This is a genomic window from Limnohabitans sp. G3-2 (assembly GCF_002778275.1).
GTDB lineage: Bacteria > Pseudomonadota > Gammaproteobacteria > Burkholderiales > Burkholderiaceae_C > Limnohabitans_A.
Genome location: NZ_NESG01000002.1, coordinates 205,243 through 229,579, shown reverse-complemented (window position 1 = coordinate 229,579; position 24,337 = coordinate 205,243). Strand labels below are relative to the sequence as shown.

The following is a 24,337-nucleotide window of genomic DNA, read 5'->3' as shown; positions in this document are numbered from 1 at the left end:
CAAGCTGGGTCGCGGCCAGTGCGCCCAAGCGACAGAGATTCATAAGTGACTGGCGATACACTGCCCTGCATGAACGCTAACCTGATCCTCCTCACGCTCTGCCAGGGCCTTTTCTTCACCAACAACGTCACCTTCATCGCCATCAACGGCTTGGTGGGTTTGTCCATGGCCCCTTTGGGCTGGATGGCGACTTTGCCCGTCATGGGTTATGTGGTGGGGGGTGCGCTGTCCACCGGCTTGGTGGCCAAGAGCCAGTCGCGCTGGGGGCGCAAGGTGTCGTTTCAGCTGGGTTTGGGCGTGGCCTTGTTTTCGGCGCTGCTGGCCGCCTATGCCGCCTGGAGCCACAACTTCTGGTTGTTGGTCGCGGCCACGGTCATTGCGGGCTACTACAGCGCCAACGGCCAGTTGTACCGTTTTGCCGCCGCCGAGTTGGCGGCGGACGGTTTCAAGGAGAAAGCGGTTTCGCTGGTGCTGGCGGGTGGTTTGATCGGCGCCATCGTGGGCCCCAACTTGGCCTCGCGCACCCGCACTTTGTACGAGGTGCCGTTTTTGGGCGCCTACATGGCGCTCGGCGTGGTGGCGATTTTGGCCATGGTGTGCATGAACTTCATCCGCTTTCCAGCGGTGCCCGCCAAAAAGCCCGGCGACAGCGTGGGCCGGCCACTGTCCGAGATCATGCGCCAGCCTGTGTTCATCGTGGCAGCGGCCGCTGCGGCTTTGAGTTATGGCGTGATGAACCTGCTCATGGCCGCCACCCCATTGGCCATGCAGGTGTGTGGCTTCAGTTTTGACGATGCGGCGCTGGTGCTGGAGTGGCACGTGATCGGCATGTTTGCGCCGGGCTTTTTCACAGGCCACTTGATCAAAAAGTTCGGCACATTGCAGATCATGGCGGTGGGCGTGATCATCAACTTCGCCTGCATCGCCATCGCCTTGTCGGGCGTGGAATTGCACCAGTTCCTGGTGTCATTGTTCCTGCTGGGCTTGGGCTGGAACTTCTTGTTCACCGGCAGCACCACGCTGGCCATGAAGGCCTGGACGCCCGCTGAAAAAGACCGGGGTCAGGCGGCGATCAACTTCTTTGTGTTCGCCACCATGGCGGTGACCTCGTTCGCATCAGGCGCTTTGGTGACCACGCAAGGCTGGACCTGGCTCAACATCGGTTCGATTTTCCCCGTGGCCTTGACCGGGGTGGCGCTGGTGTGGATGGTGGTCAAACAGAAAAGCGTGCCAGCAGCCAGCGCTTGAGCGCGGTGAACACCTGAGCGCGGTAGAGGTCGTTGAAGATCTCGTGGTACATGGCTTCAAAACATTGGGCCTGCACCACCGCCTGCGGCGCGGCATTCACAAAGTCGGAGGTCGCCTGCGCATTCACCAGCTTGTCCTGGCCGGCGTAGAGCAGCAAAGTGGGTACCTCCCACTTGGCCGCATCGTGCAAGGTCTTCTCGCCGTTGTCCAAAATCCACGCGGCCAAGCCTGCTGAAATGCGCCGATGCACCAGTGCATCGGCTTTGTAGGCCTTCACCACGTCGGGGTCGCGCGACACGAAGTCAGCTTTCAGGCCGTTGTCCACCCGCAGGTGGGGCAGCACGCGGGGCACGGTGGCCAACAGCATTTTTTGAAACAAGTTGGGGAATGCACCCAATGCCGGAGAAGACAGCACCGCTGCATCCACCGGCCGCAGCTGCTCGGCCAGCGTGCGGGCCACCACCAAGCCTCCCATGCTGTGCCCCAGCAGGGTGAGCGGTGTGCCCTGTAGGCCTGGGCGCTGCCGCGTGTCGTCGATCACCCGGCACAAATCGGCCTGCAAACTGCCGGGCTGCAGCAGGTCACCGCGCGGACCGCCCGACTGGCCGTGGCCTTGCTGGTCGTAGGCCCGCACCGCAAAACCCCACTGGTGCAAATGCGCGGCCACCTCGCCATAGCGCCCGGCGTGTTCGCCCAAGCCGTGCACCACAATCACCGTGCCCAAGGGTTTGCTGGCCGGCATGAGCCAGTCGTACACGGCCAGCGGCCCCGCCTCCCCCTGCAAGCCTGAAACTTGGGGGCGTGGCAAGGAGGGGCGCGCGATGACGTTCATCAAGGCATCCGCGCCATGACTTCGGCCACCGCCGCCGTCAGCTTCTTGGCGTAGGGCACATGCAAAAACTCGTTGGGGCCGTGCGCGTTGCTCTTGGGCCCAAGCACGCCGCAGACCATCATTTGTGCTTTGGGGAAACCGGCACTGAGCATGTTCATGAGCGGAATGGTGCCGCCTTGGCCGATGTAGCCCACGCCTGCACCAAAGTGCGCTTGGCTGGAGGCGTTGAGGGCTTGCTCGAACCAGGGCAAGGTGTCGGGCGCGTTCCAGCCTGTGGCGCCGCCCCCGCTTTCGAAGGTGACTTGGGCTTGGTAAGGCGCGTTGTCTTCGAGCAGGGCTTTCATCTCGGCCACGGCTTGCGCGGCGTCCACCAGCGGCGGCAGGCGCAGGCTCAGTTTGAAGGCGGTGTAGGGCCTGAGCACATTTCCCGCGTCTTTCAGCGCCGGAAATCCGTCTGCCCCGGTCACGCTCAGCGTGGGTGTCCAGGTGCGGTTGAGCAAGGCTTGGGTCGGGTCGGTGGTGGTGGGCAAGGCAAAGCTGGTGGAACCGCCGCAGTCGTAGTGCGCCCAAGGAAAGCGCTTGTACACCTCGTCACCCAAGATGGCGGCGGTGGCCTGCGCTTGCGCCAAACGCTCGGCCGGCACTTCGCAATGGAAGCTCGCGGGCAGCAAACGCCCTGTGGCACTGTCTTCGAGGCGGTCGAGCACCTGGCGCATGATGCGAAAGCTCGACGGCACCAGGCCCGAGGCGTCGCCCGAGTGGATGCCCTCGGTCAGCACCTGCACCTTGAGCGTGCCGCTGGCCATGCCGCGCAGGCTGGTGGTGAGCCACAGCTGGTCGTAGTTGCCCGCGCCGCTGTCCAGGCAAATCACCAGGCCTACATCGCCCATGCGGGTGCGCAGCGCGTCCACATAAGGCAGCAGGTCATACGAGCCGGACTCTTCGCAGGTCTCGATCAGGCCGACGATGCGCGGGTGGGGCGTCTTTTGATTCTTGAGCGCCTGCACCGCCGCGATGCTGGCGTAGACCGCATAACCGTCGTCTGCACCGCCCCGGCCATAGAGCTTGCCGTCTTCATACACCGGGGTCCAGGGGCCGAGGTCATTGCGCCAACCGTTGAACTCGGGTTGTTTGTCCAAGTGCCCATACATCAGCACCGTTTGGCCCGAACCCTCGCTGGCCGCGCGGGTAGCGGCCACTTCAAAGAACATGACCGGTGTGCGACCGGGCAGCTGGATGATCTCGAGCGTGAGGCCTTCCACCTTTTGCGCCTCGACCCATTGGGCGGCGCGGCGCAGCACCGACTCGATGTGGCCGTGCGCGGCCCAGTCGGCGTCAAATGCGGGCGACTTGGCCGGGATCTCGATGTAATTTTTCAGCTCGGGCACGATGGTGTTGTCCCAAGCCTGGGTGACGTCGTTCAGGGCACGTACGCTGTCAAGCAGCTGGCCGGGCATTTCGCGGTGCAGGGGGGCGTTCATGTGGGGGCTCCTCGGGGGCGGCTCAAAAGAAAAACACTTTAGCGCGTTTGAGATGGGCCGGCCACGGCGGGCATTCACAGAGGTGACGCCAAGGCGGCAGCCCGCGCGCAGGACCTCGGCACAATGGCCCATCCCTCACTTTCAGAGAGTGCCCGATTGAGCGCGACGCCGAATGTTCAGCCCACACCCGGTTCAGCACTGCGCATGGGCGGCTTGGTGCTGGCCGCGGGCGCGGGCAGCCGCATGGGCCACCGCCCCAAATGCCTGCTGCAGCTGAACGGGCTGAGCCTGCTGGAGCGCCAATTGCAGGCCCTGTCCCTGGCGGGCGTGAGGCCCATCCAGGTGGTGCTGGGGCACCACGCAGAGCGCATCTTGCAAGAAGGGGTGTTGGCCCGCTGGTCGGCCCATCCGGTGCGCAACCCTCAGCCCGATGACGGCCATGTCAGCTCCTTGCGCATCGGCTTGAAGGCCTTGCCGGCGGGGCTGGATGCGGTGGTGGTGGCTCTGGCCGACCAACCCTTGATCGATGTGCATGCGGTGCAAGCCTTGCTGGCCGCATTTGCCCAACGCCCGCGCGGCACGCAGATGCTGCAGCCGAGCGTACAAGGCTTGCCCGGCAACCCGGTGGTGTTTTCTGGCTTGGTGATGGCGCACATTCTCGCGGGCGAGGCGCACATGGGTGCCCGCCAATGGCAGCGGGCCCACCCCGAAGGCGTGTACCACTGGGAAACACCCGATGGTCATTACCGCTTGGATGTTGACAATGAAGCAGACCGCCAGGCTGTGGCCCAGTTGACAGGGCAAAGCTTGATCTGGCCACACGATTTGGACCCCTGAAAAAAGAGACCCCCATGAACAGCATCGACATCGACGTGATCCGCACCGCACTGGACTGGCAAAGCCGGGGCCACCGCGTGGTCATGGGCACGGTGGTGCGCACCTGGGGTTCGGCCCCCCGCCCACCGGGCTCGCTCATGGTCATCCGGGACGACGGCCAAGTGGCGGGGTCGGTCTCGGGGGGGTGTATCGAAGACGACCTGATCCGCCGCGTGGCCGCTGGCGAGTTGGCCCTGCGCCTGCCCGACACCACCACCTATGGCCAGACCGCAGAAGAGGTGCGCCGCTTTGGTTTGCCCTGCGGCGGCACGGTGCAGGTGGTGCTGGAGCCGCTCTCGGCCCAGTCGCAGCTGCGCGAGTTGCTGGTGCTGATCGAGCAACACCAACGCGTGGAGCGCCGCATGTGCATGGCGACTGGCATGGTGCGCATGGGGGCAGCCACCGAAGGCGACAAGCTGCAATTTGATGGTCAAAGCTTGACCACGGTGCACGGCCCCCGCTTGCGCTTGCTCATCATTGGCGGTGGCCAGTTGTCGCGTTATTTGGCCGCCATGGCCGTGATGCTGGACTACCAGGTCACGGTGTGCGAGCCGCGTGCTGAGTACCACGAGGGCTGGGAGGCCATGGCGGGCGTGAACTTGTCGACGCAGATGCCTGACGACCTGGTGCTGGCCATGGGCTTGGACCACAACAGCGCGGTGGTGGCGGTGACGCACGACCCCAAGTTGGACGATATGGCCTTGATGGAGGCACTGCGCACCCCTGCTTTTTATGTGGGTGCCTTGGGCTCGCGCCACAACAATGCACAACGCCGCAAACGCCTGCTTGACTTTGACGTGTCTGAGCGTGAAGCCGCTCAGCTGCGCGGCCCGGTGGGCCTGAATCTGGGCGCACTCACGCCCCCAGAAATCGCCATGAGCATCGTGGCCGAGATGACCGCCATGCGCCGGGGCGTGGACTTGAGTCAGGCGCTCAGCAGCTGGGAAGGCTCCAAAACCGTGTGTGCTGTGTCGGTTTGATTCGGGGTTTCCCCGAAGTTGAGCCTTGTGCGACAGCCCCTCGGGCTGGGTCACTTTATGTTCTTCGTTTGAGATTTGAAGCACGGTGACATGAGCCCTTCGCCGTTGCCAACCGTTTGCAGTTTGGTGGGGTGCAACCCCTTTCATCAGTCAGCGTTCAACAGTAGAAACGCATGGTTCGATTCAAAGTCAATGGCGAGGCCGTCTCGGTCGATGCCACGCCGGAGACCCCATTGCTGTGGGTCATCCGCGAAAAGCTCAACCTCACCGGTACCAAGTTCGGTTGCGGCATTGCCCAGTGCGGCGCCTGCACCGTGCACCTCAACGGCGAGCCTGTGCGCTCTTGCGCCCTGCCCGTGTCGGCCGTCGACGGCAAGAACATCACCACCGTGGAGGGTCTGATGAAGACGCCCACCGGTCAGGCTTTGCAAGCCGGTTGGGTCAAAGCCCAAGCGCCTCAATGCGGCTACTGCCAGTCGGGCCAGCTCATGACCGCGGCCAAGGTGATCAGCGTGGTCAAGAAAGACCTGAGCCGCACCGAAATTCTGGAAGCCATGAGCGGCAACATTTGCCGCTGCGGCACCTACAACCAGATTGCCAGCGCCGTCTCGCACGCCCAGAAAACCCTCAAAGGAGGCAAGGCATGAAAACGATGAACACCCCTCTGACACCGAGCGTCTCTCGCCGCTCCTTCATCCTTGGCTCGGGCGGTTTGGCTTTGGGCCTGTCCTTTGGCCTGACGCAAACCGAATTGGCGCTGGCCCAGGCACCTGCTGCAGGCGGCTTTGGCCCCAACAGCTGGATCAACATTGGCTTGGACGGCGTGGTGACTTTGATGTCGCCCGCTGCGGAAATGGGCCAAGGCACCATGACCGCCATGCCCATGCTGCTGGCCGAAGAGATGGATCTGGACTGGAGCCAGGTGCGAGTGGTGCAGTCGCCCAGCGACCCCAAGCGCTTTGGCAACCCCCGTTTTGGTGGCGGCATGACCACCGGCGCATCCCGCACGGTGCAAGGCTACTACGAGCCGCTGCGCTTGGCAGGTGCCCAAGCCCGCTTGGTGATGGTGAACGCTGCGGCGCAAGCCATGGGCGTGCCCGCTGCCGAGCTGCGCACCGAAGCGAGCCGCGTGATCCACAGCGGTGGCCGCGCCATGACCTACGCCGACATCGCCAAAGTGGCGGTGGCGCCGGCTGAGTTGCCCAAGGTCGACAAAAGCATGCTCAAGCCGATGGCGCAGTTCCGCCTGATCGGCAAAGACATTCCGCGCGTGGACGTGCCCGCCAAGTCGAGCGGTCAGGCGCTCTACGGCATTGACCAGCGTTTGCCCGGCATGCTGTGGGCCTCGGTGCTGCGTGCGCCGGTGCAAGGCGAGACGCCTGAGAGCGTGGACGACAGCGCCGCCCGTGCGGTGGCGGGGGTCAAGAACGTGGTGCGTTTGCCCTACGGCGTGGCCGTGGTCGCCGACTCGTTCTACACCGCCAAAATGGCGCGCGACAAACTCAAGGTCGTCTGGAGTCAAAAATCCAAGGCCCGTGTTCAATACACCGACCAAATGCGTGTGGAATACACCAAGCGCGCAGAAGACCTGATCGACAAAGGCATCCCCTTCATTGCACACGGTGACGCGGCCAAACAGTTGGCCGGTGCCACGCGCACCTTCAGCGCCACCTACACCAGCGAAATGGTCAGCCACATTTGCCTGGAGCCCATGAACTGCACGGCGCGGGTCGACGGCGACAAGATCGAAGTCTGGGCACCCGCCCAATCGGCCTCGTTTGTGACGGGCACAGTGGCGGGCGCAGCCGGCTTCAAGCCAGAGAACATCAAAGTCAACATCACTTTGCTGGGCGGTGGTTTTGGTCGCCGTGTGGAAGCCGACTATTCGGCCGATGCGGCTTTGGTGGCCAAGGCCATGCCAGGCACGCCGATTCAGGTGATCTGGACCCGCGAAGACGACATGGTCCACGACAAGTACCGCCCCATGACCGGGCAGCATTTGGTGGCCGGTGTGGACGCACAAGGCAAGATCGTGGGCTTGTTGCACCGCGTGGTGTCCGAGGGCATTTACGCCCGCGTGGTGCCGCCAGCCTTCAAAGCCTCGGGTGGCAAAGACGCGCCCGTGATGGAAGGCACCGAAATCACCTACGACATTCCCGATCACAGCGTGCAGTTCATGATCGAAGAGCGCGGTATCCAGGCGGGCTTTTGGCGTGCCGTGGGCCCGGGCTACACCAAGTTCGCGATCGAGACCTTGATCGACGAAGTCGCCCGTGGCGTGAAGGCCGACCCTCTGGCTTACCGCATGGACCTGCTCAAGAAAAACCCACGTGGACAGGCGGTGCTCAAAGCCGTGGCCGACATGTCGCAGTGGGGCAAGGCCAAGTTGCCCAAAGGCCACGCGCTGGGCCTGGCGTTTTCGGATGCCTGGAACACTTTCTGCGGCATGGTGGTGCAGGTCTCCATCGTCAACGGCCGACCCAAGGTGCACAAGGTCTGGTCTGCGGTGGATTGCGGCCATGCATTGCAACCCCAAAACGTGCAGGCGCAAATCGAAGGCTCGGTGATCTTTGGTTTGTCAGCCGCCTTGCACGAGCACATGGACTTCCGCGCTGGCGAGCCCCAGCAAACCAACCTGAACAAGTACCAGGTGCTGCGTGCCCACGAAGCGCCCGAAGTGTTTGTGAAGGTGATGCCCACCGACAACCACCCCGGCGGCATTGGCGAAGTGGGCTTGCCCCCCTTGGCACCGGCCATTGCCAACGCGATCGCGTCGATCAATGGCAAACGCTTGCGGGCCTTGCCACTGCCCATGGTTTGAGCGCGCACGACCCCAGGCCAAGGGCAAGATGCCTTGGCCTTGGGGCCGGGTTTCAAGCGCGAAGGACGTCGACGATCAATTTGATGGAGATGGCCAACAAGCCCAGTTGGACCCATTTGAAGAACCAGTCGTCGGCGATTTTGCGGGTCAGGTAAGCACCCACCACCGTGCCCACCAGGGCAAACGGGATCAACACCAAGGCACCGGTCAGTTCCGTGGCGCCGTAGGGCTGCAGCTGGTGGTAGGGCCCCAGCTTGGCCAGGTTGATGACCGCAAAGAACAAAGTCGATGTGCCGGCAAACACCAGCTTCGGCAATTGTTGGGGCAGCAGGTACACCTGAAACGGGGGGCCACCCGCATGCGAGATGAAGCTGGTAAAGCCGGACAAACTGCCCCACAGCAGCCCCTTTTTCCAGCTGGCTGGGCGAGGAGTTTGTGCGGTGTGGCGCTTGCGCCAGGCGTTGAGCACAAAGCCCACGCCCATGAGGCCGATCATCATTTTCACGGCCGTGTCAGACACCAAGGATGCGGTCAGCCAGCCCACCAACACACCGCCCACGCCAGCGGGTACGAGAATTTTGAGGTTGATGGCGCTGAAGTTTTTGCGGTACAGCCACAGCCCCACCAAGTCAGAGATGATGTAAATCGGCAGCAGCATCACCACCGCTTTGACCGGGGACATGAACAAAGACAAGATGGGCACAGACAGCATGCCCACCGTGGGCAAACCCCCCTTGGACAAGCCCACCATGGCTGCCGCCAATCCAGCCCACATCAGGTAGTGAAGGTCATCCATCACAGCTCAAGTCAGGCCACACGCCTGAGTCACAAATAAGAACGCACCCAGTCCAGGCCGCGTGATGTGCCCCCTGAGGACGCATCGGCCGGGTTGTACTCGCAGCCGATCCAGCCCTGCCAGCCGCACTCGGCCGACACCTTGTCGATGAGCTGGAAGATGTGCGTCCAGTTCACTTCGCCTGTGCCAGGTTCGTGGCGGTGTGGCACCTCGGCGATTTGAAAATGGCCAACCTGGCCCGTCGGCAGGTACTGGGCGATCTTGGCGCTCAAGTCGCCTTCCACAATCTGGCAGTGGAACAGGTCCATTTGGACTTTGACATTGGACGCCCCCACGGCTTGCACGATGCGGTGCGCGTGGTCTTGGCGGTTCAGGTGAAAGCCCGGCACGCTGCGCGTGTTGATGGGCTCGACCAGCACGTCACGTCCAGCTTTCGCGGCTTCGGCCGCGGCCCATTTTAAGTTGCTCACCAAGGTGGCGTCTGCGCCCTCTGCGCTGGCGCCTTCGGCGCGCAGGCCCACCATGGCGTGGATGCGTGGGCAGTTCAGTGCCTCGGCATAGACCAGTGCTTGTGCAAAACCGGTTCGGAATTCGGCTTCGCGTCCGGGCACGCTGGCGGTGCCTCGGCTGCCGCTTTCCCAGGCCTGGGTAAAGCTGGCACTGTCGGTGCCACCCGAGGGCGTGTTGAACAGCACTTGCTGCAAGCCGTTGTTTTTCAGCCGTGCGGCCAGCTCTTGGGCTGGAAAGGCGTACGGAAACAAATACTCCACCGCCTTGAAACCGTCTTGAGCCGCCGCTTCAAAGCGGTCCAGAAACGGCAGGTCGGGGTACATCATCGACAGGTTGGCAGCAAAACGGGGCATGGTGTTCTTTCGTGGTTTACCAACGGGCACCAAAGGTCTGGCGCAGCTCGTCCAGGTCGGTGGCCCGCAAAGGCGGGGTGTGGGGTTGCAGCAGCATGAGCCGTGCAGTCTCTTCAAGTTCTTCCAGCGTGGCCATGGCGGCGGCGGGGGTGTCGTGCCACACATTGGGCCCCAAGCGCGGCAGCATCACCGCGCGGATGGGCGTGCCTTGCGCGGCGTGGTGGCGGATCAGATCGGCCACTTCTTTGGCGGCATCGGGGCTGCCTGGGCGGTGGTAGCGCACCAAAGGCACATGGCCCACCTTCATCACAAAGTAGGGCGTGATGGGCGGCAGCATTTCAGGCCCGTGGGCGTTCAGGCTGAGCGCCACACAGTGTGTGCTGTGGGTGTGGATCACGCAGCGGGTGTCCGCATCGTGTTCGCAGGCGGCGGCGTAAATCTGGCGGTGCAGGGCGATGGTCTTGCTGCCTTTGTCGCCGCTCACTTGCTGGCCTTGCAGGTCCAGCTTGGCCAGCCGCGCCGGGTCCAGAAAACCCAGGCACGCGTCGGTGGGTGTGATGAGAAAGCCGTCATCGAGGCGCACGCTGATGTTGCCTGCCGTCGCGTGCACGAGGCCGCGCTCGAACAGGCTTCGGCCCACGCGGCAGATCTCATCGCGGGCTTGGGATTCGGTGAGGTTCATGCCAGCACTGTAAAGGCTTTGGTGAAAAAGTCTTCGGTGCCGAAGTTGCCCGACTTGAGCGTGATGTGCACACCCCCGTGGTCGCCGGGTGCATGGCACCACGGCACGCCCGGGTCGATCTGCGGGCCGATCTGCAGCTGCGCGATGCCCAGGGCCTGCACGCAGGCACCCGAGGTTTCGCCACCCGCGACCACCAGCTGCTGCACACCCAGGCCCACCAGGCCATGCGCCACCGCCGCCAGCGCGTGCTCGACCAAAGCACCCGCTTCGGCCACACCCAGCTGCGCCTGCACGGCTTTGACAGCCTCGGGCTCAGCGGTGGAATACACCAGCACGGGGCCGTCTTTCAAAAGCGGCGCAGCCCAGGCCAGCACCTGCTGCACCACGGCGTCACTTTGGCCGCGCATCAGGCTGGCGGGGGCGATGGCCAGCGCGGGTCGGCCCGTGGCTTTGAAGTGCGCCACCTGCGCGTTGGTGGCCAAAGAGCAGCTGCCCGACACCACGGCTTGCAAACCGGTGGCTGCGGGCAAGTGGCTGGCCTGCTCAGAAGGCTTCAGGCCAAAGTTGGCGGGCAGGCCAATGGCCACGCCCGAACCGGCGGTGACCAGCGGCATGCCTTTCAAGGCAGGCCCGAGCCGGTGCAGGTCCTCGTTGCTGGTCGCGTCCACCACGGCCACGCCCACGCCTTCGGCGCGCAGTGTGGCAATGCGTTCGCGGATGGCCGCTTCGCCTTGCGCCACGGTTTTGTAGTCGATCAAGCCCACCTTGCGCTTCGTTTGCGCCTGCATGACACGCACCAAATTCGCGTCGGTCATCGGTGTGAGCGGGTGGTTTTGCATGCCCGACTCGTTGAGCAGCACGTTGCCGGCGAACAGGTAACCCTTGAACACGGTGCGTCCGTTGTCCGGAAAGGCCGGGGTGGCGATGGTGAAATCCGTGCCCAGCGCGTCCATCAGCGCCTCGGTCACCGGGCCGATGTTGCCCTCGGGCGTGCTGTCAAAGGTCGAGCAGTATTTGAAATAGATCTGCTGTGCACCTTGCGCCTGCAGCCACTTCAAAGCGTCAAGCGATTGCGCAATGGCTTCGGCCGCCGAAATGGTGCGCGACTTGAGCGCCACCACCACGGCATGAACATCGGCGGCCAGCGGAGATGTGGGCACACCGATGGTCTGCACCACCCGCATGCCCGAGCGCACCAGGTTGTTGGCCAGGTCCGTGGCGCCCGTGAAGTCGTCGGCAATGCAGCCCAGTTTCAATGTTTTGGTCATGGTTGGCTTGTGTTGGGGTTTTGTTGTGGGAGCGCGCCCCTGCGCGCGAAGGCTTTCGGCCGCAGGGGCGGCCTCCCACAAGCTTCAGGAACCTTTGGGACCAGGCAACTCAATGCCCGGAAAAATCTTGATGACCGCGCTGTCGTCTTCCTTGGCAAAGCCGGCGGTGCTCGCCTGCATGAACATCTGGTGCGCGGTGGAAGACAGCGGCAGTGGGAACTTGCTGGCCCGCGCCACGTCGAGCACGATGCCCAAATCCTTCACAAAAATGTCCACCGCCGAGAGCGGTGTGTAGTCCGCCGCCAGCACATGGGCCATGCGGTTTTCAAACATCCAGCTGTTGCCCGCGCTGTTGGTGATGACTTCGTACAAAGCGGCGGCGTCCACGCCTTCGCGCAGGCCCAGCGCCATGGCTTCGGCGGCGGCAGCGATGTGCACGCCCGCCAGCAACTGGTTGATGATCTTGACCTTGCTGCCTGCGCCCGCGCTGTCACCCAGTTTGTAGACCTTGGCGGCCATGGCGTTCAAGAAGGGCTCGGCCAAGGCATAAGCCTCGGGCTTGCCGGCTGTCATCATGGTCATCTGGCCACTGGCGGCTTTGGCCGCACCGCCCGAGATGGGCGCGTCCACGTAGCGCAGGCCCAGGGCTTGGAGCCGTGCTTCGAGCGCGACCGACCAGTTGGGGTCCACGGTGGAGCACATCACGAACACGCTGCCCGGCTTCATGCTCGCTGCACAGCCCGGCGTGGTGCCATCGCCAAAGAGCACGCTCTCGGTCTGCGCGGCGTTCACCACCACCGACACGACCACATCGCTCGCCGCACCCAAGGCGGCGAGCGTCTCGTGCGCCGTACCGCCTTCTTGGGCGAAGGCAGCGGCCACTTCGCGGCGCACATCAAACACCTGCACCGTGTGCCCCGCGCGGCGCAAAGACTGCGCCATGCCTGAGCCCATCGCCCCCAAACCAATCAGTCCAACGGTTGTCATGTTCGTGCTCTCAATCCAGGTTGATCTTGGCGTAGGCCGCCACTTTTTTCCATTGCGCCATGTCGGCCTGCATGAAGCTGGCCATGCCTTGGGCGTTCACCCAGGTGGGTTCGGCCCCGGCCTTTTGGATGGCGGCCTGAACTTCGGGCTGCTTGGCCACGCGCTCCAAGGCCTGCTCCAGCTTTTGTGCCACCGGTGCAGGCAAGCCCGCAGGCGCGGCCAAGCCAAACCAGGCAAACACTTGGTAACCCTTGATGCCGGCTTCTTCCATGGTGGGCACACTGGGCAGGGCGCTGCTGCGCTGCGGAGTGGTCACGGCCAAGGCCTTGAGCTTGCCGCCGTTGATCAGGCCCAGCGCTGAGGGCAGGTTGTCAAACATCATGCTGACCTCGTCGGCCATCACGGCCGTCAGGCCTGCGGCGGCGCCGCGGTAAGGGATGTGCGTGACAAAACTGCCGGACAGGCTTTTGTAGAGTTCGGCGCTCAGGTGCAAGGACGTGCCCTGCCCGTTGGACGCATAGTTGAGTTGGCCAGGCTTGGCTTGGATGCGGGCGCTCAAATCGGCCACGCTCTGGATGCCTGAGGCCGGGTTGACCACCAGCACATTGGGCACGCGGCCGAGCAGACCCACCGGCACGATGTGCTCAGGCTTGTAGGGCAGCTTGGTGTACAGCGCCGGGCTGATGGTCAGCGGTGGTGACGCCATCAAGAGGGTGTAGCCATCGGCGCTGGCGCGGGCTGCTTCGGCGGCGCCCAAATTGCCCCCGGCACCGGGCTTGTTGTCAATGACGATGGCTTGCCCCAACTCTTGTGCCAACTTGGGCGCCACCAAACGGGCCATGTTGTCGATCAGGCCACCGGGTGGGAAGGGCACCACCAATTTGATGGGGCGTGCCGGCCAAGCTTGGGCCCCAGCGGTGGTGGCCAGCAGGGGCGACAGGGCGAGCACAGCGGCGGCGGCCGCGGTCCATTTTCTGCGTTGCATGGGGAATTCCTGAAAAATTAATCAGGTCATCATACAAATTTTGAATCGCCTTGGCATCAGGGTGATCACGGGGGGCGAGCGGATGCCCGTGGAAGATGGCGACCGGATGCCGTGAGGCAGGCTTCAGCAGCGCTCAGGGCTGAGGCCCCCAAGGCGCCGAGAGCATGAGCTTGTTGTTTTGCTCGCGCATCAGTGGGCGGATCTTGGCGGCAAAGGCCAGGAACTCGGGATCGGCAAACACCCCCGCCCAAAAGGCACGGCGGTCGGCGTCGTCGTCGAACTTCCAGACATGGATCAGCTCGTTGATCGCCCCCACATCGCCCGTGAAGTAGCCCACCAATTTGGGCGGGTGTTTGGCCAGGGCTGGCCAGCCTTCGTTGGTGTAGTGCGAGATGACTTCGGACATTTTTCCGACGATCACGGCGTAGGTGCGCAGCTCGTAAATGGCCATGGGATCTCCAACAGAGGTTAAAAACGACGGTTTACTTTAGGGTCACACGCCCTGTTGACCTGTCGGCAAGGTGACGTCTTGATGCAACCGGCCCTGTAAGATCAAAAAACGCCCGCCATGGGCATTTTTGATGGAATCTGCCATGAACGCTCCAATCTCCCCCGCTGCGCTGGCCCCTGTTGCGGCCGCTGTCCAAGCCGCAGATCTGGCCGCCCTGCCCCTGATTGAAAAATGGATCGCCTTTGCCACTGTCTCCCGCGACAGCAACCTGGCCTTGCTCGACTGGACCGAGGCCTACCTGAACGGTCTGGGCATCGTCTGCAGCCGCACCTACGACGACAGCGGCCAAAAGGCCAACCTCTGGGCCACACTGCCCGCACACGATGGCGAAACCAAAGTGGGCGGCCTGGTGCTGTCGGGCCACACCGACGTGGTGCCGGTGGACGGCCAGCCTTGGGACACCGACCCGTTCAAGGTTGAGATCGTGGGCGACAAGATGTACGGCCGCGGCGTGACCGACATGAAGAGTTTTGGGGCCACTTGTTTGATGATGGTGCCCGAGTTGCTCAAAAGAAAACTCAAGCGCCCGATCCACTTGGCCTTCAGTTACGACGAAGAGGTCGGCTGCATTGGCGTGCGCCGCATGATCGCGGACATGCAGGCCCAAGGATTCAAGCCGGCGGGTTGCATTGTGGGCGAGCCCACCGGCATGCAGGTGGTGATCGCGCACAAGGGCAAGCATTCGTACAAAACCACCGTGCACGGTTTTGAGGCGCACTCGTCCCTCACGCCGCTGGGCGTGAACGCGGTCGAGATCGCTTGCGAGTTTGTTGCAAACCTGAAAAGCATGCACCGCGAACTGGTGCAAAACGGCCCGTTTGACCCGATTTACGACGTGCCCCACACCACGGTGCACACGGGCGTGATCGCAGGCGGCACGGCGCTCAACATCATCCCGCGCCAGTGCGAGGTGACCTGGGAAATCCGCCACCACCACATGAACACGCCCGAAGACCTGTTTGCGCGGGCCAAGGCCTTTGGCGAGAGCCTGGTGCCCGCCATGCAGGCGGTGGCGCCGGGCACGGGCATCACCCACGAACTCAAATCGGTGCTGCCCGGTTTTGCCACAGCGGCCGACAGTGAGATCGCGCAGCTGTGTTTTGACTGTGCAGACGTCGACCCGGCCAGCGGTGCGGGCAAGGTGTCTTTTGGCACCGAAGCCGCGCTGTTTCACCAAGCCGGTGTGCCCACCATCGTGTGCGGCCCCGGCCACATCGCACAGGCACACCAGCCCAACGAATGGGTCACGCTGGAGCAGCTGGCCTGGTGCGAACGCTTCATGCGCCGCTTGGCCGACCGGGTCTGCGTGGCCTGACCGTGGCGTGATTTACTCAATGGTTTGAACCCTTCACAAGGAAACTCTCATGATGCAAAGGCGTGACATTTTGACGGCCAGTTTGGGCACAGCTTTGCTGTCGGCCATGGGCCTGGCGCAAGCGCAATCCACCAAAACGGTGCGCATCGTGGTGCCTTTTGCAGCCGGGGGCGTGCAAGACACACTCGCCCGTGCGCTGTCACAAGAAATGGCAGCCGCCTTGGGCCAAACGGTCATTGTGGAAAACCGTGCGGGGGCCGGCGGCACCGTGGGAACCGGCTATGTCGCGCGTGCTGAGGCCGATGGCACGGTGATGGTGGCGGCTGCGGCCAGCCACAACATCGCCGGATCGCTTTACACCAAGCTTGCGTACGACCCGCAAAAGGATTTCACACCTTTGGCCCACATCGGTAGCGCGAGCTATGTGCTGATGGTGCACCCCGATGTGCCCGCCAAAAACGCGGCCGAATTCATCCGCTACGCCAAGGCCAACCCCGGCAAGATGAACTACGCCAGCGCTGGTGTGGGCAGTGCCACCCATTTGGCCATGGCCTATTTCACGGGTCTGTCGGGCACGGACGTGGTGCACATCCCGCTGAAGGCCACGGGCGAAGCCATCAACGAGGTGCTCTCAGGCCGTGCGCAAGCGGTGATCGCAGCCAGCATTGGCGCGCTCTCTTTTGCCAAAGACAGCCGCGTGCGCTTGCTGGGCGTGACCTCGCCCAAGCGCAGCAAATACCTGCCTGACTTGCCCACGATTGCCGAAAGCGGCTTGCCCGGCTACCAGTTCGATTCGTGGTTCGGTTTTCTCGGCCCGGCGGGCGTGCCGCCAGAACAGGCCAACCGCATCCATGGGGCTGTGAGCAAGTTGCTCAAGGATCCCGCGATCTTGGAGCGCCTGGACAAACAAGGCATCGAGCCGCGTGACCTGAGCAACGCCGACTTTGCCAAATTGCTGGCCGCCGACTATGTGCGCATGGCGCAGGTGGTCAAGGCCTCGGGCGCGAAGATCGACTGAGGCCGTGCGTTTGGCTTGCAGGGCTCAGTGAAAGGTGTAGCCGTCCATGGCAATGACGTCGTCACTGATGCCCCGAAAAAAAGCGCTGGCTTGGGCCTTCTGCCCGGCAGCACCGATGGCGCTGAACAAGGGCAACAGGTGCTCGTCGGTGGGGTGGGCGCGTTCGCTGGCAGCTTCAGACCGGTAGGCCATCAAGCCGCTTGTATCGTGCGCCACCATGTGGCGGTGAACCCAGTCGGCAAATTCCTGAACATAGTCTGGGGCACGGCCGCCTTGGCGGCGCAAGACCATCAGATCACGCAAGTTGTGCGTGATGTTGCCCGAGGCGATGAGCAAGACCCCTTGATCGGCCAAAGAGGACAGGGCTTGCCCCACCCGCAAAGCATGTGCAGGGCCAAGGTGGCTTTGCACCGAGACAGGGACCACCGGCACGTTGGCCAAGGGGAACATCTGGCGCAGCGGAATCCAAGCACCATGGTCCAAACCGCGGTGCGCATCTTGCGCCACAGGCAGGCCGGCGTTTTGCAAGGCGCTGACCACCTGCGCAGCCACTTCAGGGCTGCCCTGGGCGGGGTATTGCATGTTGTACAAGCGGGGGTCAAAACCGCCAAAGTCGTGGATGGTCTCGGGTTGTCTGGCAAAACCCACCGTCGGGACGGCGGTTTCCCAATGGGGGCTGATCACCACAATGGCTCGGGGCGTGCCCAGTTGCGGCACCAACGCGCTCATGGCCGCTCCCGCAGCGCCCGGGTTCAGGGCGAACATGGGTGAGCCATGGGGCACAAACAAGACAGGGTGCAAGGCAGGCCGGTGGTTGGTGGTCATGTTGGTGGGAAGGGTCTCAGGCACTTTGGGTGGACAGGTACTGCACGATTTCTGGCAGCAACGTTTGGGGGTCTTGCTCTTGGCAGGCCTGTGCCACCGTCGCGTGCAGCGCCTTGGCCACCGTGTCGTGGGCGCCGGTTTCTCGGGCCATGTCGCCGTAATAGCCCAGGTCTTTCAGGGTGTTGCCCATTGAAAAACGCAGTCCCGTGCTGTCGCCGCGCAGCAGATAGGGTTTGAGGCGTTCGAGTGCGGCACCCCAGCCGCCGCCTTTTTCCAAAACTTCCACAAACACCGCGTCGTCGATGCCCGAGCGGCGTGCGCATGCTGCGGCTTCTGCCAGCAGGGTGACCGAGCCCAATGAGACAAAGTTGTGCAACAGTTTCATGCGGTGGCCTGCACCGACCGCGCCTGCATGCACGATGTTTTCGGCAAAAGTGGACAACAGGGGACGGCAAAATTCGAGGTCTGTGGCATCGCCCCCCACCAACAAATTCAGCCGGCCTTGCATGGCCTCATTGGGGGTTCGGGTCATGGCCGCATCCATGAAGCGCACGCCCCGCTGCGCCAATTGTTCGGCCACCTGCACGGTGGACTCGGGCATGCTGGTGGAGCAGTCGATCACGGTCATGCCCTCGCGCAGACCGGCCAGCAAACCACTGTCGCCGGCCAAGATGGCTTCGACCTGCGCCGAACCGTTGACACACAAGATCACCACATCGCTGGCCTGTGCCACGGCTTGGGCCGTGTTGGCCGTGCGTGCGCCAGAGGCCATCAAAGCGTCCAGCGCTTGGTTGCCCGGATGCACCATGGCGGTCAGGGCGTAGCCCTTTTTGACAATGTTGGTGGCGATGCCCAGGCCCATAAGGCCCAGGCCGATCATGCCGATGCGCAGGCTTTGCATGTCTGTTCCTGAAAGTTGAAAGGGTTGGTGTGCTGAAAGTGAACAGCACCCAGTGTAAAGACTCGCGGATGTGCTGTGGTGCACCATTTGAGCGCCGGGTGGCGGGTGTCTCGGTGTTGACGCGGCTTCCTGGGTTTCGCGCCACAATGACGGCATGACCTACCCCCATACCCAACTCTTCATCAATGGCGAATGGCGCGACGCCGAAGGCGGCCGCACTCTGCCCGTGTTCAACCCTTCTACGGGCACCGAAATCGGTCGCTTGGCCCATGCGGGCATCGCGGATCTGGAGCTTGCCGCGCAAGCGGCGCAAAAAGGTTTTGAAATCTGGCGCGACACCCCGGTCAACGAACGCAGCGCCATCATGCGCAAAGCCGCGGCCCTGATGCGCGAACGCGCCCCTCAAATCGCCGAACTCCTCACCCAAGAACAGGGCAAGCCCTTGGGCGAAGCCAAGGTGGAGGCCATGTCGGCCGCCGACATCATCGAGTGGTTTGCCGAAGAAGGCCGCCGCGTCTATGGCCGCATCGTGCCGCCGCGCAACGTGAATGTGCAGCAGCAAGTGCTGAAGTTGCCCGTGGGCCCCGTGGCGGCTTTCACGCCCTGGAATTTCCCCATCAACCAAGCCGTGCGCAAAATGTCTGCCGCCTTGGCCACCGGATGCTCGATCATCGTCAAGGCCCCGGAAGAAACCCCTGCGGCCCCAGCCGAATTGATCCGCGCTTTCCACGATGCGGGTGTGCCGCCTGGCGTGATCGGTTTGGTCTATGGCACGCCTGCCGAGATCTCCAACTACCTGATCGCGCACCCCCTGATCCGCAAAATCACCTTCACCGGTTCGACCCCCGTGGGCAAGCAACTGGCCGCCTTGGCTGGCCAGCACATGAAGCGGGTGACGATGGAGCTGGGTGGCCATGCGCCGGTCATCTTGGCCGAAGACGCCGACATCGGCCTGGCCCTGAAGACCGCAGGGGCTGCCAAGTTCCGCAACGCAGGACAGGTGTGCATCTCGCCCACCCGCTTTTTGGTGCACCACCAAATTGCCGACGAATTTGCGCAGCGCTTTGCCGAACAAGCGCAGGCGCTGAAGGTCGGTGACGGTTTGACTGCCGGCACGCAAATGGGGCCGCTGGCCAACGAGCGCCGCTTGGCGGCCATGCAGGCCATCGTGCAAGACGCGCGCGCCAAAGGTGCCAAGGTCCTCACCGGCGGTGAGCGCATCGGCACGCAAGGCAATTTCTTCGCGCCCACCGTGCTCTCGCATGTGCCGCTGGACGCCGACGTGGTGGTCAATGAACCGTTTGGCCCGATCGCTGCGATCCGCAGTTTCGACAAGATCGAAGACGCCATCGCCGAGGCCAACCGCTTGCCTTTTGGTTTGGCGGGCTATGCCTTCACCAACTCGATGCGCACAATGCACCAGCTCAACCAACGCCTGGACGTGGGCATGTTGTGGGTCAACCAACCCGCCGCGCCATGGCCGGAGTTGCCGTTTGGTGGCATGAAGGATTCGGGCTACGGCTCTGAAGGCGGCCCTGAAGCGCTGGAGGCTTACCTGAACACCAAGACGGTGTCGATCTTCCACGCCTGAGTGCCAAAGCTGCGCGTCTGGGCGTGACAGCGCACAGACGCGTCAAGCGCAACCGCCGATGATGGGCCGATGGACAACCACCGGAGCCCGTCATGACCCTACACAAAATGTGTCAGTGTGGCGTCGCCCGCCTGCTGGCGATCACCGCCACAGATTGGGCGCAAGCACCGGTGGCATTTTCGATCGGCGCTGCGGCTGACAGGGCGACCCTGCCCCCCAGTGAGCGGCCTGTGCCACTGAGCTGTTCAGTGTTCGAGGTCCGCTCCCGCGGTCTGGCCTTGGGCTGTCATGCGCTGCAAGGCCCGCGCTGCAACGCCCGTGTCGGCAAAAGCCCAAGCGAGTGAGGCGCCCACGCTTTGCAAGGCCGTGCGCACAGCGGTTTGCTCCAAAGCGCATGCACGCTCTCGCCCCAGCATGTCCAGCGCCCACTCAGGCAGTTGGTGAAAAGCGGCGCGCACGATCAGGCTGACCAAGGGGCGGTCCAGCGGCCCACAGGGGTAGTTTTCAATCAGGTGCAAGGTCTCGCGCGTGCGCTCATCCACCCGCAGCTCAGACCGGTATTCCTGCAATTGCGTCAGGGCCTGGTGCCGTGTCTGCGGCAGGTCTCGGGCCCCCAGCAGTTGGCCCACTTGTGCCATTTCTGAAAAGTACAGGTCTTGCCGCGCTGACCCCAAGGGCTGCAAAGACAAGTCTTGGTAGGCGCGCAAAAAACTGCTTGTCTCGCCCAGGTGCACCCAACGGATCAGCGCGGGGTCATTGGCCACGTAGGGCGTGCCGTCGGGCAGGGTGCCGCGAATGCGTGCATGGATGTGGTTGACCCGCTCAATCGTTTGCAGGGCGGCAGCCGTTCCGCCATAGGTGGTGGTGGCCACAAACAAGGCGGTGCGCCCCAGCCGAGATTGGAGCTGGGTGCGAAAACTGGAGTGGTCCCAGACCGCAGCCAAAGCCCGAGGGTGCAGGGCTTGCAGCATGAGTGAGGACAGGCCGCCGGTCATCATCGCCACAAAGTGCGCGTGGACTTGCCAAGCGGCCGAGTCCGGTCCGAACAGGCCCGGGTCGCCTGCGGGCTGCAGAAAGTCACGCGCATCGCCGGTGGCCCCCGTCATGGCCCGGACCCGCTCACCCAGCTGGGTTTTGAGCCGCGTCGCAAGCTGCGCTTGGATCGGCTCCAGCCATGCTGGGCAGGGCGGTAAAAAGGATGAAGGCGTGAGCATGGGACGAGCAGTTGAAGTGGTCAGCAGTTTGAAGCAGCGCTCGCCCGTTTGCAGGGACGCTGCCAATAGACGTCTGGTCCCCTGGGTTTTGGGTGATGACCTTTCGGCTTGTGGGTTTATTGCCCGTCGCAGGGCCAGCCGGGGGGTGGATGACCGAACATCGAGGATCAATGGGAGGACCTGATGGCTTGGCTGGACTTTTTGAAAAACGGCAATGAACTGAGTGAGCTTTTGATCGAGGGCCAAAACCCCTACGGCGCGCAATTGCTCAAGCAAAGCGATGTGGACCAGCTGCGCGATCACCTCCAGCCTGGCGAGCGCGTGTTGGCTTATGTGCTGGGCCGTGTGGTTTTGGCGGGCCGGGGTTTGTGGTTGTTGACCGATCAAAACTTGCTGATTTCAGAAAACGACAGCGGCACCTTGGTGCATCACTTGGCACTGAAGGACATCACCGAGGCCCAGTGCGTCAAGGGCAAATATGGCTACACCTTGCGCGTGACCGCTGCAGGCCAGCAGCGCAGTGTGTACGGCGCCTCAAGCCACTTGGCCGCGGTGTTCTACCGTGCCTTGGGCCAAAAAGCCCCGTGCACCCCTGTCTTGAAACCCACCGACCTGGACGCCGACGACGTGGCCGAAGTGGTGCACCATTTTTCTGACGCGGCGCTGCGTTTGCAACCCGTGGCGATGGTCAACGCGGATGTGCGCACCCTGATCGCCCAGCTGGCACACGACGCCGTCCACCAAGGCTGGCTGCAGTCCAGCGAAGCGCAATCGGTGCGCGTGGCCGAAACAGCGCACTGACCTTCAAGTTATTTGACCCTTGTGGGCGCTCACCCGGGTGAGCGAAGGCTCTCAGGGCTTGCTGGCTTGCAGGCGCTGGGTGTCAAACCCCAGCTTGTCCAGCTTGCCCAGCAGGGCTTGGTAAGTGCTTGCAGGCATTTGCGGCGCGCGCGACAAGATCCACAAGTACTCGCGCTGGGGTTCGCTCACCACCACCCATTGGTAGTCCGGGTCCAGCTCGATGATCCAGTAATCGCCCCAGACCAGCGGGATGAACGACAGCCACTCGGGCGCAAAGCGCACCTTGAGCTGGGGCGAGGCCGCACCGCCGATTTGCCGGGCTGCGCCCAAGGCCTCGCGCCATTCGCCCGTGTCGGTTTTGCAGCGGTTGAGCACCTGCAGCTGGCCATTGGCTTGCAGCGCGTAAGTGGCTTGTGTGCTGCTGGCGCATGACTTCTGAAACCAGTTGGGGTATTTGGCGATCTCATGCCAAGTGCCCATGTAGCGCGGCACATCGAGCGACGGCACGGTTTTCAGCGGTGCCCGTTCGGCCAGCGCAGGGCTCAGGGCTGTGCAGCAAACCAGCACCAGCCACAGCCCGCCAGCGAACCAGCGGTGCCTCAAACAACAATCGGGGACATCGCCCCGTCCATGCTCATGCAAATGCCGGTGACGTAACTCGCTTTGGACGACGCCAAAAACAGCACGGCATGCGCGATTTCTTCGGGTTCGGCCATGCGGCCCAACGGGATTTTGGCCACGGCTTGCGCCATGGCTTCTTCGGTGTCGATGCCTTTGAGGCGCGCATCGGCCGCCATGCCCTCTTGCAAACGGTCGGTCAGGGTCAGCCCTGGGTTGATGGCATTGACGCGAATGCCTTGCGCGCCATAAGCCGCAGCCAAGCCAGCGCTCACAAGCATCAGCGCGGCATTGGCAGCCCCCCCGGGCAGATGGATGGGGCTGGCCACTTTGCCGCCATTGCCCACCACGTTGACCACCGCACCCGCGCCTCGCGCGGCCATGCGCTGGATGGTGGGTGTGATCATGTGCACATAGGTGAAGTATTTGGCCTGCATGGCATCGGCAAAGGCTTCGGGCGTGAGCTCTGGGGCCGGTGTCCGTTTGGCCGCGCCTGCTGAATTGACCAGCACATGGACGGGGCCGAAAGCGGTTTCGGCCGAATCCAGGGCGCGCAAGGCCGCTGCCGCATCGCGCAAATTGGCCGCCACGGTGTGGATGCGATCGGCGGAAAAAGTGGCTTGCAGTGTTTGCCGTGCCGCGTCCAGGTTGGCGGCCTCGCGGGAAACGAGGGTCACTTTGGCGCCTTCTTCCAAAAAGGCCTGGGCGCAAGCCAAGCCAATGCCTTTGCTGCCGCCGGTGATCAAAACATGCTTGTCGCGCAGGTGCAAGTCCATGGTGTTCTCTTCTGCTGAAATGTTGAAATTGGATTTCGCAATTTAAACACTCTTCATTCACCTTTGCCTTATGACGACCAAAACCTCTGCTTTGCGTGCGCGATTGAACCAACCCGGACTGGTGGTGGCTCCGGGCGTGTTTGACATGGTGTCACTGCGCCTGGCCGACAGCTTTGGCTTTGATGCCCTGTACATGACGGGCTACGGCACGGTGGCTTCGCACATGGGTTTGCCCGACGCGGGCCTGGCCACGTACAGCGACATGCTTGGCCGCGTCACGGCCATGGCGGGCATGGCCCGCACACCGCTCATCGCCGATGCTGACACCGGCTACGGCGGCCTGCTCAACATGCGCCACACCATCCGGGGCTACGAGGCTGCAGGCGCTTGCGCCATCCAGTTGGAAGACCAGGAGTTCCCCAAAAAATGTGGTCACACGCCAGGTCGCCGCGTCATTCCCATGGCCGACATGGTGCGCAAGATCCAGGTGGCGGTGGATTCGCGCGCATCCAAAGACTTCTTGATCATCGCCCGCACCGACGCCCGCACCACGCTGGGCCTGGATGAAGCACTGCGCCGGGCCGAGGCCTATGCCAAAGCAGGGGCCGATATTTTGTTTGTCGAGTCGCCCGAGTCCGAAGAAGAAATGCGCCGCATTGGCCAAAGCTTTGATGCGCCCTTGGTGGCCAATATGGTTGAAAAAGGCCGCACCCCGGTGCTGACCCGCCCTGAGCTGGAGGCGCTGGGTTACAAGATCGCCATCTTCCCCGTGACGGCTTTGCTCGCTGGCGTTCAGGCCATGACGCAGGTGTACCAACAGTTCAAGGACACCGGCTCATCGGCCAAGGGCAGCACACCTTTGTACGACTTTGCCGACCTGACCCAACTCATGGGTTTTGAAGACGTGTGGGCCTTTGAAAAACGCTACGCCGAGACCGAGTGATTTCC

24 protein-coding genes are annotated in these 24,337 nt (G+C 63.1%); 10 read left to right on the top strand and 14 right to left on the bottom strand.

Annotated features, from left to right (window positions below; genetic code table 11):
- Positions 1-69 precede the first annotated feature (69 nt).
- Complete coding sequence (locus tag B9Z31_RS03245; RefSeq protein WP_100118125.1) at positions 70-1,248, top strand: MFS transporter; 1,179 nt, start codon at positions 70-72, stop codon at positions 1,246-1,248.
- On the opposite strand, the gene B9Z31_RS03240 is transcribed toward B9Z31_RS03245, so the two are convergent.
- The gene (locus B9Z31_RS03240) at positions 1,214-2,080 is read right to left on the bottom strand and encodes an alpha/beta hydrolase (protein WP_100118124.1); all 867 of its coding nucleotides are present in this window, start codon (positions 2,078-2,080) and stop codon (positions 1,214-1,216) included. The genes B9Z31_RS03245 and B9Z31_RS03240 overlap by 35 nt on opposite strands.
- Positions 2,080-3,561 (bottom strand): M20 family metallopeptidase, encoded by a 1,482-nt coding sequence (locus B9Z31_RS03235; RefSeq protein WP_100118123.1) that lies wholly within the window; start codon positions 3,559-3,561, stop codon positions 2,080-2,082. Before B9Z31_RS03235 ends, B9Z31_RS03240 begins: the two co-directional genes overlap by 1 nt.
- Positions 3,562-3,717: 156 nt before the next feature.
- On the opposite strand from B9Z31_RS03235, the gene B9Z31_RS03230 reads away from it, so the two are divergent.
- From B9Z31_RS03230 to B9Z31_RS03215, 4 genes are all read left to right on the top strand, one after another.
- Positions 3,718-4,398, top strand: coding sequence for an NTP transferase domain-containing protein (locus B9Z31_RS03230; RefSeq protein ID WP_233200677.1), 681 nt, complete (start codon positions 3,718-3,720; stop codon positions 4,396-4,398).
- Positions 4,399-4,412: 14 nt separating this feature from the next.
- Positions 4,413-5,417, top strand: coding sequence for an XdhC family protein (locus B9Z31_RS03225; protein WP_100118121.1), 1,005 nt, complete (start codon positions 4,413-4,415; stop codon positions 5,415-5,417).
- Positions 5,418-5,590: 173 nt separating this feature from the next.
- A complete protein-coding gene (locus tag B9Z31_RS03220) occupies positions 5,591-6,064 on the top strand; it encodes a (2Fe-2S)-binding protein (protein WP_100118120.1) in 474 nt (157 codons plus the stop codon).
- Positions 6,061-8,238 (top strand): xanthine dehydrogenase family protein molybdopterin-binding subunit, encoded by a 2,178-nt coding sequence (locus tag B9Z31_RS03215; protein WP_100118119.1) that lies wholly within the window; start codon positions 6,061-6,063, stop codon positions 8,236-8,238. The genes B9Z31_RS03220 and B9Z31_RS03215 overlap by 4 nt, the downstream gene beginning before the upstream one ends.
- A 52-nt stretch (positions 8,239-8,290) precedes the next feature.
- Here B9Z31_RS03215 and B9Z31_RS03210 read toward each other — a convergent pair whose 3' ends face one another.
- The 7 genes from B9Z31_RS03210 to B9Z31_RS03180 form a co-directional block, all read right to left on the bottom strand.
- Positions 8,291-9,034 carry a sulfite exporter TauE/SafE family protein gene (locus tag B9Z31_RS03210; RefSeq protein WP_233200675.1) on the bottom strand — a complete coding sequence of 248 codons (744 nt, stop codon included), beginning with the start codon at positions 9,032-9,034 and terminating at the stop codon, positions 8,291-8,293.
- A gap of 29 nt (positions 9,035-9,063) precedes the next feature.
- Positions 9,064-9,897: a 2-oxo-tetronate isomerase gene (otnI, locus tag B9Z31_RS03205; RefSeq protein ID WP_100118118.1), complete on the bottom strand. Its 834-nt coding sequence runs from the start codon at positions 9,895-9,897 to the stop codon at positions 9,064-9,066.
- Between the two features lie 16 nt (positions 9,898-9,913).
- Positions 9,914-10,579 (bottom strand): aldolase, encoded by a 666-nt coding sequence (locus tag B9Z31_RS03200; protein WP_100118117.1) that lies wholly within the window; start codon positions 10,577-10,579, stop codon positions 9,914-9,916.
- Complete coding sequence (gene otnK / locus B9Z31_RS03195; RefSeq protein WP_100118339.1) at positions 10,576-11,847, bottom strand: 3-oxo-tetronate kinase; 1,272 nt, start codon at positions 11,845-11,847, stop codon at positions 10,576-10,578. The genes B9Z31_RS03200 and otnK overlap by 4 nt, the downstream gene beginning before the upstream one ends.
- An 84-nt stretch (positions 11,848-11,931) precedes the next feature.
- On the bottom strand, positions 11,932-12,834 hold the full coding sequence (ltnD, locus tag B9Z31_RS03190; protein WP_199174423.1) for an L-threonate dehydrogenase: 903 nt from the start codon (positions 12,832-12,834) through the stop codon (positions 11,932-11,934).
- Between the two features lie 10 nt (positions 12,835-12,844).
- A complete protein-coding gene (locus tag B9Z31_RS03185; RefSeq protein ID WP_100118116.1) occupies positions 12,845-13,819 on the bottom strand; it encodes a tripartite tricarboxylate transporter substrate binding protein in 975 nt (324 codons plus the stop codon).
- A 133-nt stretch (positions 13,820-13,952) separates the two neighbouring features.
- Positions 13,953-14,270, bottom strand: a complete 318-nt coding sequence (locus B9Z31_RS03180; RefSeq protein ID WP_100118115.1) for an NIPSNAP family protein — start codon at positions 14,268-14,270, stop codon at positions 13,953-13,955.
- Between the two features lie 142 nt (positions 14,271-14,412).
- Here B9Z31_RS03180 and argE point away from each other — a divergent pair, with 142 nt between their 5' ends.
- The gene (gene argE, locus B9Z31_RS03175; RefSeq protein ID WP_100118114.1) at positions 14,413-15,645 is read left to right on the top strand and encodes an acetylornithine deacetylase; all 1,233 of its coding nucleotides are present in this window, start codon (positions 14,413-14,415) and stop codon (positions 15,643-15,645) included.
- 49 nt (positions 15,646-15,694) lie between these two features.
- Positions 15,695-16,663 carry a tripartite tricarboxylate transporter substrate binding protein gene (locus B9Z31_RS03170; RefSeq protein ID WP_100118113.1) on the top strand — a complete coding sequence of 323 codons (969 nt, stop codon included), beginning with the start codon at positions 15,695-15,697 and terminating at the stop codon, positions 16,661-16,663.
- A gap of 24 nt (positions 16,664-16,687) precedes the next feature.
- On the opposite strand, the gene B9Z31_RS03165 is transcribed toward B9Z31_RS03170, so the two are convergent.
- Together B9Z31_RS03165 and B9Z31_RS03160 are read right to left on the bottom strand one after the other, a co-directional pair.
- Entirely contained in the window at positions 16,688-17,488 is an 801-nt protein-coding gene (locus B9Z31_RS03165) for a dioxygenase (RefSeq protein ID WP_100118112.1), read from the bottom strand.
- A 16-nt stretch (positions 17,489-17,504) separates the two neighbouring features.
- Positions 17,505-18,389, bottom strand: coding sequence for an NAD(P)-dependent oxidoreductase (locus B9Z31_RS03160; protein ID WP_100118111.1), 885 nt, complete (start codon positions 18,387-18,389; stop codon positions 17,505-17,507).
- 154 nt (positions 18,390-18,543) lie between these two features.
- Between B9Z31_RS03160 and B9Z31_RS03155 the strand changes: the two genes are divergently transcribed.
- The gene (locus tag B9Z31_RS03155) at positions 18,544-19,980 is read left to right on the top strand and encodes an NAD-dependent succinate-semialdehyde dehydrogenase (protein ID WP_100118110.1); all 1,437 of its coding nucleotides are present in this window, start codon (positions 18,544-18,546) and stop codon (positions 19,978-19,980) included.
- A gap of 245 nt (positions 19,981-20,225) precedes the next feature.
- Here the strand turns inward: B9Z31_RS03155 and B9Z31_RS03150 are convergent, their stop codons facing one another.
- Positions 20,226-21,194 (bottom strand): oxygenase MpaB family protein, encoded by a 969-nt coding sequence (locus B9Z31_RS03150; RefSeq protein WP_100118109.1) that lies wholly within the window; start codon positions 21,192-21,194, stop codon positions 20,226-20,228.
- Positions 21,195-21,377: 183 nt separating this feature from the next.
- Between B9Z31_RS03150 and B9Z31_RS03145 the strand changes: the two genes are divergently transcribed.
- The gene (locus tag B9Z31_RS03145) at positions 21,378-21,995 is read left to right on the top strand and encodes a hypothetical protein (protein WP_100118108.1); all 618 of its coding nucleotides are present in this window, start codon (positions 21,378-21,380) and stop codon (positions 21,993-21,995) included.
- 51 nt (positions 21,996-22,046) lie between these two features.
- Here the strand turns inward: B9Z31_RS03145 and B9Z31_RS03140 are convergent, their stop codons facing one another.
- Both B9Z31_RS03140 and B9Z31_RS03135 read right to left on the bottom strand, forming a co-directional pair.
- The gene (locus B9Z31_RS03140) at positions 22,047-22,598 is read right to left on the bottom strand and encodes a lipocalin family protein (RefSeq protein ID WP_233200673.1); all 552 of its coding nucleotides are present in this window, start codon (positions 22,596-22,598) and stop codon (positions 22,047-22,049) included.
- On the bottom strand, positions 22,595-23,389 hold the full coding sequence (locus B9Z31_RS03135) for an SDR family oxidoreductase (RefSeq protein WP_100118107.1): 795 nt from the start codon (positions 23,387-23,389) through the stop codon (positions 22,595-22,597). The genes B9Z31_RS03140 and B9Z31_RS03135 overlap by 4 nt, the downstream gene beginning before the upstream one ends.
- 70 nt (positions 23,390-23,459) lie before the next feature.
- Between B9Z31_RS03135 and B9Z31_RS03130 the strand changes: the two genes are divergently transcribed.
- Positions 23,460-24,332, top strand: coding sequence for an oxaloacetate decarboxylase (locus B9Z31_RS03130; protein WP_100118106.1), 873 nt, complete (start codon positions 23,460-23,462; stop codon positions 24,330-24,332).
- Positions 24,333-24,337: the final 5 nt, after the last annotated feature.

Coding starts and splice junctions, on each gene's coding strand:
- B9Z31_RS03185 (WP_100118116.1), bottom strand. CDS start 13,819: ATGCAACGCAGAAAATGGACCGCGGCCGCCGCCGCTGTGCTCGCCCTG.
- B9Z31_RS03180 (WP_100118115.1), bottom strand. CDS start 14,270: ATGGCCATTTACGAGCTGCGCACCTACGCCGTGATCGTCGGAAAAATG.
- B9Z31_RS03160 (WP_100118111.1), bottom strand. CDS start 18,389: ATGCAAAGCCTGCGCATCGGCATGATCGGCCTGGGCCTTATGGGCCTG.
- B9Z31_RS03130 (WP_100118106.1), top strand. CDS start 23,460: ATGACGACCAAAACCTCTGCTTTGCGTGCGCGATTGAACCAACCCGGA.
- B9Z31_RS03235 (WP_100118123.1), bottom strand. CDS start 3,561: ATGAACGCCCCCCTGCACCGCGAAATGCCCGGCCAGCTGCTTGACAGC.
- otnI (WP_100118118.1), bottom strand. CDS start 9,897: ATGCCCCGTTTTGCTGCCAACCTGTCGATGATGTACCCCGACCTGCCG.
- B9Z31_RS03165 (WP_100118112.1), bottom strand. CDS start 17,488: ATGACCACCAACCACCGGCCTGCCTTGCACCCTGTCTTGTTTGTGCCC.
- B9Z31_RS03215 (WP_100118119.1), top strand. CDS start 6,061: ATGAAAACGATGAACACCCCTCTGACACCGAGCGTCTCTCGCCGCTCC.
- ltnD (WP_199174423.1), bottom strand. CDS start 12,834: ATGACAACCGTTGGACTGATTGGTTTGGGGGCGATGGGCTCAGGCATG.
- B9Z31_RS03200 (WP_100118117.1), bottom strand. CDS start 10,579: ATGAACCTCACCGAATCCCAAGCCCGCGATGAGATCTGCCGCGTGGGC.
- B9Z31_RS03145 (WP_100118108.1), top strand. CDS start 21,378: ATGGCTTGGCTGGACTTTTTGAAAAACGGCAATGAACTGAGTGAGCTT.
- B9Z31_RS03155 (WP_100118110.1), top strand. CDS start 18,544: ATGACCTACCCCCATACCCAACTCTTCATCAATGGCGAATGGCGCGAC.
- B9Z31_RS03225 (WP_100118121.1), top strand. CDS start 4,413: ATGAACAGCATCGACATCGACGTGATCCGCACCGCACTGGACTGGCAA.
- B9Z31_RS03240 (WP_100118124.1), bottom strand. CDS start 2,080: ATGAACGTCATCGCGCGCCCCTCCTTGCCACGCCCCCAAGTTTCAGGC.
- B9Z31_RS03170 (WP_100118113.1), top strand. CDS start 15,695: ATGATGCAAAGGCGTGACATTTTGACGGCCAGTTTGGGCACAGCTTTG.
- B9Z31_RS03210 (WP_233200675.1), bottom strand. CDS start 9,034: ATGGATGACCTTCACTACCTGATGTGGGCTGGATTGGCGGCAGCCATG.
- argE (WP_100118114.1), top strand. CDS start 14,413: ATGAACGCTCCAATCTCCCCCGCTGCGCTGGCCCCTGTTGCGGCCGCT.
- otnK (WP_100118339.1), bottom strand. CDS start 11,847: ATGACCAAAACATTGAAACTGGGCTGCATTGCCGACGACTTCACGGGC.
- B9Z31_RS03135 (WP_100118107.1), bottom strand. CDS start 23,389: ATGGACTTGCACCTGCGCGACAAGCATGTTTTGATCACCGGCGGCAGC.
- B9Z31_RS03150 (WP_100118109.1), bottom strand. CDS start 21,194: ATGCTCACGCCTTCATCCTTTTTACCGCCCTGCCCAGCATGGCTGGAG.
- B9Z31_RS03220 (WP_100118120.1), top strand. CDS start 5,591: ATGGTTCGATTCAAAGTCAATGGCGAGGCCGTCTCGGTCGATGCCACG.
- B9Z31_RS03245 (WP_100118125.1), top strand. CDS start 70: ATGAACGCTAACCTGATCCTCCTCACGCTCTGCCAGGGCCTTTTCTTC.